At 64.6% G+C, this 6,121-nt stretch carries 3 protein-coding genes and 2 pseudogenes; 1 reads left to right on the forward strand and 4 read right to left on the reverse strand.

All coding sequences use genetic code 11. The features are described from left to right. Positions 1-168: 168 nt before the first annotated feature. From GSE44_RS20000 to GSE44_RS25835, 4 genes and pseudogenes are all read right to left on the reverse strand, one after another. Positions 169-929, reverse strand: a protein-coding gene (locus GSE44_RS20000; protein WP_159350603.1) for an IS5 family transposase whose coding sequence is annotated in 2 segments (ribosomal slippage) — positions 169-585 and positions 588-929 — 759 coding nt in all. Because the reading frame shifts where the segments join, the coding sequence is not laid out codon by codon here. A 319-nt stretch (positions 930-1,248) separates the two neighbouring features. Further along, positions 1,249-2,109 (reverse strand): ion transporter, encoded by an 861-nt coding sequence (locus GSE44_RS20005; protein ID WP_457852177.1) that lies wholly within the window; start codon positions 2,107-2,109, stop codon positions 1,249-1,251. Between the two features lie 514 nt (positions 2,110-2,623). Next, positions 2,624-2,794 (reverse strand): annotated as a pseudogene (locus tag GSE44_RS26525) (NAD(P)-dependent oxidoreductase); the annotation flags it as partial. Positions 2,795-2,990: 196 nt separating this feature from the next. Next, positions 2,991-3,221, reverse strand: a pseudogene (locus GSE44_RS25835) (IS5/IS1182 family transposase); the annotation flags it as partial. 130 nt (positions 3,222-3,351) lie between these two features. Between GSE44_RS25835 and GSE44_RS20015 the strand changes: the two are divergent. Then, positions 3,352-5,334, forward strand: a complete 1,983-nt coding sequence (locus tag GSE44_RS20015) for a PhoX family protein (protein WP_159350604.1) — start codon at positions 3,352-3,354, stop codon at positions 5,332-5,334. Positions 5,335-6,121: the final 787 nt, after the last annotated feature.

Below are 6,121 nucleotides of genomic sequence, written 5' to 3' on the forward strand. Positions count from 1 at the left end.
TCGCCTTGTGCACGTCCAGCCCGACAAAAGTGATAGTCTCTCCCACGGCCCGTCTCCTGTGCTGAGGCAAGGCGCCGACACACCCAGCGCAACCCTCGTCATTCCTGCACAGTTCGAGGCGGGCCACCCCCGCCTCGGACGGACATCTGGTCTAGGTTTTGTGGACACTTACCTCACCCAGAGGACGATGGCTGCGAGGGTCACGACGGCGAGGTAGTTTCTTGCGGTCTTTTCGTATCGCGTGGCGACGCGGCGGAACTGCTTGAGCTTGGCGAAGCACTCGATCAGGTGGCGCTGGGCGTAGAGGTGTCGATCAAGCGGGTACTTGCGGGCGCGGGACGGGTTGTTGGGGATGACGGCCACGGCCCCTTTGGCAGCGATCGCGTTTCGTAGGGGATCGGCGTCGTAAGCGGCATCGGCCATGACGGCCTCGGCGGGCAGGCCGTCGATCAGTGTGTAGGCCTGCGGGCAGTCGCCTCGCTGCCCGCCCGTCAGGAGGAAGCGCACCGGTGCGCCGAGGCCGCGCACCGCGAGGTGGATCTTGGTGCTCAGGCCCCCGCGGGAGCGTCCCAGGGCCTGATCTTCAGGCCCCCCTTTTTGGCGCCAGCGGCGTGCTGATGGGCGCGAATGATGGTGCTGTCGACGATCAGGTACTCAAAGTCGGCATCGTCGGACATGGCCTCGAAGATGCGCCGCCAGACGCCCTTCTCGCTCCAGCGGCTGAAGCGGCGGAAGGTACTGTTCCAATCGCCAAAGACCTCGGGAAGATCGCGCCAGGGCGCGCCAGTGCGCACGATCCACAACACGCCCTCGACAAACAGGCGGTTGTCTCGGCCGGTAGACCCTTGCTGATCCGGTCGCCCAATGACCAACGGCGCCATCCGCTCCCACGCCGCGTCGCTCAGCACCAGCCGGTCCAACACACCCAAGGCCGCCCCCCATCACCAAAGGCAGCCTTGAATCACGTGTCAAACCATCAGGGAATCCCAAGAGTCCACAAAACCTAGCCTGCCAGCGCCGTACTGAAGCCGAAAATAGACTGCTCGGGATCATCGGGCATGCCGATCGGCAGCACGCGAGCCGTCTTGCAGACAAGGCACTGCCGCCCTGTGTTAACCCTTCTTGAGGAAGCGCGTTTGTTCCGGACTGAGCCGCCCCTGTAGCACGACCCAGCCGGCCTCACGGCGTTTCCGGACCGAATGGTATTGAACCGCGTCGGTGCGGGCAGCACCCGTGCCCACCCATGTCCTAGCCTCCTCCAGCCCGCAACGCGGCGATTTCGGACCGAAGGGCGCGCACCTCCGACATTAGCATCTGGCTGTCGGCGTGGGCGGCGGATGCCGCGGCATCCGTGGCGGCCTGGGCTGCCTTGGCGTCAGCGCTCTCACGCGCTTCCCGGAGCGTCTGGATGCTCTCGACGATCACACCGAGGAAGAGGTTCAGCACGACAAAGGTGGAGATGACGATAAAAGGAATGAAGAACAGCAGCGCTCCGGGGTGGTTCTCCATGGCGGGTTTCACGATGTCTTCGACCCAGCCTTCCAGGGTCATCAGCTGGAAGAGGGTGAAGACGGAGTCACCGAGGGTTCCGAACTTCTCCGGCATGCTCTCACCGAACAGCTTGGCCGCCATCACACCCGAGACGTAGAACATCAATCCCATAAGGAGGACGATGCTGCCCATGCCGGGGAGGGCAGCCAGCATGGCTTCCACCACGTTGCGCAGAGACGGGACGACTGAGAGCAGGCGGAGTACCCGCAGCACACGCAGCGACCGTAGGACGGCCAGATCCCCACTCGCGGGCGCCCAGGCGATGCCGATCACAACCAGGTCGAAGATGCCCCAGGGATCCCGCAAGAAGCGGCCGCGGAAGGCGAAGATGCGCAGGGCTAACTCGGCCGTGAACAGCCACAACAGAGCACTGTCCGTCGCCTCCAGGACCGGCCCGTAGGCTGCCATGACCGTGGCCGAGGTTTCTAAGCCCAGGGTGACAGCGTTGAGAAGGATAAGAGCCGTAACAGCCTGCTGAAATCTGGCCGACGCCACCAGCCGGGCAACACGCGCGCGCAGAGTTGGCGCGAAATCCTGCGCCAAAAGCGCTTCCTGCAATGCCGTTCTCTCCGGTTACAGCGAGTTGATGATGGGTCTGAGGCATCTCAATTCGCGCGCCGGAGCGCAAGTGGTGCACCGTACAAGAATCCACCGATTGATCCGGCCTCGGGCAGTGAAACACCAACCCTCGGTTGCGGAGTTCACCATTCGGCGCTGCCACGGCAGTGGGTCGTCCCGGATCTCCACGGCCGGACCGGCGGCGCGCTCCACCTCGGCCCATGGTGGACACGTGGTCCGAACGGTGCCCGCGACGAGTTCCACCTTGCCGCTGCCGCCCAGAACCTCCGCAGGCTCGACAAGCTCTCCCGCTGCCAGGACGCACCACCGCCTGAAGGCCTGGGCCCCGCTCGCTGGAAACAGGGTGCCCTCCGCCAATAGACGAGTTTTCAACAGAATTGACCGGGCTGTGCGAGCTGGTCGCTCCAGAGTGCGGAATCGGCGGCGGGCCGAGCGCGCCATGGATTGCCTGCCGCATGTGGCTGACGGCCGAACCAAGAGGCGGCGCCAAGACAGTACGGGGATGCCGCGGGAGTCGCTGGTTGATGGAGCGGGGTCGGTCATTGTCCGCGTAGTCCTTTACCTCAAAGGCATCGGCGGCGTCGCCGCCGAGGGCGCACTCCTCGAGCGCTGTGGCGAACGCGGCCTTGTCCACGATGGAGCCTCTTGCCGGGTTGACCAGCATGGCACCGATCGCATCCGGGCCGGTGCTGCGGCGCCGATGAGGTGGTGGCTGGCGGGCGTGAGGAGCAGGGCTCAGGACGAGCCAGTCGCCTCCTGTGATCACGGCTTCGCTCGGGCGCTGCGTGAGGCCAAGGGCTGTCCCGTCCTCTGGCGATAGGAGACGCTCAACTGCGTAGGTCAGCTGGTATCCGAAGCCTGTGGACCACGGCGTGCAGCATCAGGCCCAAGATGTCTACGAGGACGTGGCGCTTCTTTCCTTTGATCTTTCTTGCCACCCTCATAGCCAGGTGGATAGATCGAGGCGCCCCTTTCTAGGCGCTCGTTACGCTCTGGCTGCCGATGATCGCGGCGGTGGGACTGACCGCGCGGTCGGCCTGGGCGCGGCACTGCTGGTAGAGCACGTGATGGACGCGGTTCAACTGCCTGCTTGAGGCTACCAGGAGCGTTCCGCCCGTTCGTGGAACTGTCTTGCGAGTATCATGAACCGTTCATCACAGCTTCGCGCCTGCCGCTTAGCAGCGCTCCGACCGGGTCGGTAGGTCGATGCTGAGGTAGGACATGTCAGACACATCAATTGATTCTGCCGGTGACAGTCTTGGGCAGTCTGAACTCGAGGATATCGGCAGCAATCCAGCGCCCGCCGACCCAATTGCGGCGGTCATCGGGCGGCGCCTAGCCCGGCGCGCCGCGTTGCGGGGATTGTTCGGGGCGGTGGCCGCGGGCGCATCGTCGGAGCGGCTGGTGGGGCAGGCACTTGCCCAGCCCTCGCAATCCACGCTCGGTTTCAGTGGACTACCGCATGGGGATGTCTCCACCGAGGCGGTGGCCGAGGGATACGAAATCCAGACGGTGATCCGCTGGGGCGATGCCGTGCTGCCTGGCGCACCAGCCTTCGATCCTAGCAGGCTGACCGCCGAAGCACAGGCGCTGCAGTTCGGCTACAACAACGATTACTTAGACTACTTTCCGCTGCCAAAGGGCGCGCCCGGAAGCGAACACGGGTTGCTCGTGGTTAATCACGAGTACACTTGCCCAGAACTGATGTTCCCGGGACTCGGCGATGCTCGCGCGGCGCGGCGGAACGGCACCGCGGCGCAAGTGCGCACCGAAATGATGGCACATGGCGTGAGTGTCGTGGAGATCCGCCGTCAGGATGGACGCTGGGCACCGGTTCCAGGCGCTGCAATGAACCGTCGCATCACCGCGGAGACGCCAATGCGGGTGAGCGGTCCGGCGGCTGGGCATAAGCGGCTGATAACCTCCGAGGATCCTACTGGCACCTGCGTGCTGGGTACGCTGAACAATTGTGCGGGCGGCAACACTCCGTGGGGCACGGTTCTGATCGCCGAGGAGAACTTCAACTACTACTTCGGCGGGCGGGGCGTAGAGGCAGGCGTCCAGGCCGCTGCCTACAAGCGCTACGGCCTGGTGCCTGACGCTATGTTCCCTTGGGGCCGCCATATACCGCGCTTCGACGTAGCGAAGGAGCCCAACGAGCCGAACCGCTTCGGATGGGTGGTGGAGTTCGACCCCTATGATCCACAAAGCGTGCCGGTGAAGCGCACGGCACTCGGTCGCTTCAAGCATGAGGGTTGCACCCACGCCATTGCTGCCGATGGGCGGGTGGTGATCTACATGGGCGACGACGAGCGCTTCGACTACATCTACAAGTTCGTTACAGCCCGCGCTTGGAGCCTCAGCGATCCGGCCGAGAATCGGAATCTGCTGGATGAGGGCACGCTGTACGCCGCCCGCTTCCACGACGACGGCAGCGTCCTGTGGTTGGCGCTGGTTCAGGGGGAGGGGCCTCTCACCCCAGAGAACGGGTTCCATTCGCAGGGCGACGTAGTAATCGAGGCGCGCCGTGCTGCCGACCTCCTGGGCGCGACACCGATGGATCGGCCGGAGGATGTGGAGACCAATAACGTCAACGGCCGAGTCTACATGATGCTGACCAACAACTCGCGCCGGCGCGCGGAGCAGGTGGATGCCGCCAATCCGCGTGTGGCCAACGCACACGGGCATGTCATCGAGATCATCCCGCCCACCGCTCCCGGCCGGCTGGGGCGCAGCCTCGTCGATCACGCGGCAACCACGGCGCGCTGGGAACTGTTCCTGATGGCCGGTCAGCCGGGTATCCATTCGGGCGCGACCTACCACCGCGGCGTTGGCGGGGATTCGGGTTGGCTGTCCTGTCCCGACAATTGTGCATTCGACAGCAAGGGACGCATCTGGATTTCGACCGATGGAGCGCCTGAGGCAGCAAAGGTGGCGGACGGTCTCTACGCCGCCGACACGCAGGGTGAGGGGCGCGCGCTCACACGCCGCTTCTACTCCGCACCCGAAGGAGCTGAGGTGTGCGGGCCGTTGATTGGGCCGGGGGAGCGCACCGTGTTCCTGGCTATCCAGCATCCGGGAGAGGGGCAAGGAAGCAGCTATGACAAGCCCTCGACCCGCTGGCCCGACTTCGAGGAGGGCATGCCGCCGCGGCCTTCGGTGATTGCCATCGTGAAGAAGGACGGAGGGACGATTGGGAGCTGATCCGAGGGAATGATCCCCGGTGAAAGTCACCTATGGAGAGCGGAGGCCCCTGCAGGTTACCATGCTGCCGCACCGGCGTCGGGCGTATCTACCCATCCCGTGATCCCCAACCGTAACGCGCCCTGGCAATGTGGTTCCGGCCAGGCCATGCCGTCCCAACCAACTGGAAGCATCCCGGGTACGATGCTTCCGGTCCTGGCTGAGCCTTCAAGGGCAAGCCTGGACAGCGATACCTTGGTGATGCCCTTCAGAATGGCCGACTTCCGGACGTCTTACGGCCGCGCTGCGCTCGATCCCCGTAAGCCCATCCTGGTGCATGTTGATTACACATTTCAGCCCGCCATAGGGCACGATGTGGCGGACCTTTTCGGCATGCAGCATCTCTCAGGGCAACACGGAAGCGCGGCGGCTTCCGGGTTGATGCGGGTACCTGGGCACTTGATCTGCCGGATGACGATGGGGCGCTCCAGGGTTAGGCCGCTCCCTGGGCGCCAGTTTCCTGTTGCCATGCCCGAAAAGCGTTCGCCCGAAGGCGCCGGTACTCGCCGGGCGGCATCAGGTACCGGTGTGGGCGGAAGTGCCTGTAGACCATGCCTGTTCACAGACACCTCAGCGAGAATCATGCCCAGATGTCGGCAGATGCCGATGTCTCAGGCGCCCGCACCACGAAGCCGCTGAGGGTGGCGTTGTCGAGGTCGTCGGCGCCGCTGCTTTCGAGGCGGAGGTTGAGCTGGCCATCGGCGACGGTCACGTCACGGGTGACGATGTAGGCGTTGTTGGTGCCGCC

This window comes from Muricoccus harenae (assembly GCF_009848505.1).
Taxonomy (GTDB): domain Bacteria; phylum Pseudomonadota; class Alphaproteobacteria; order Acetobacterales; family Acetobacteraceae; genus Roseomonas; species Roseomonas harenae.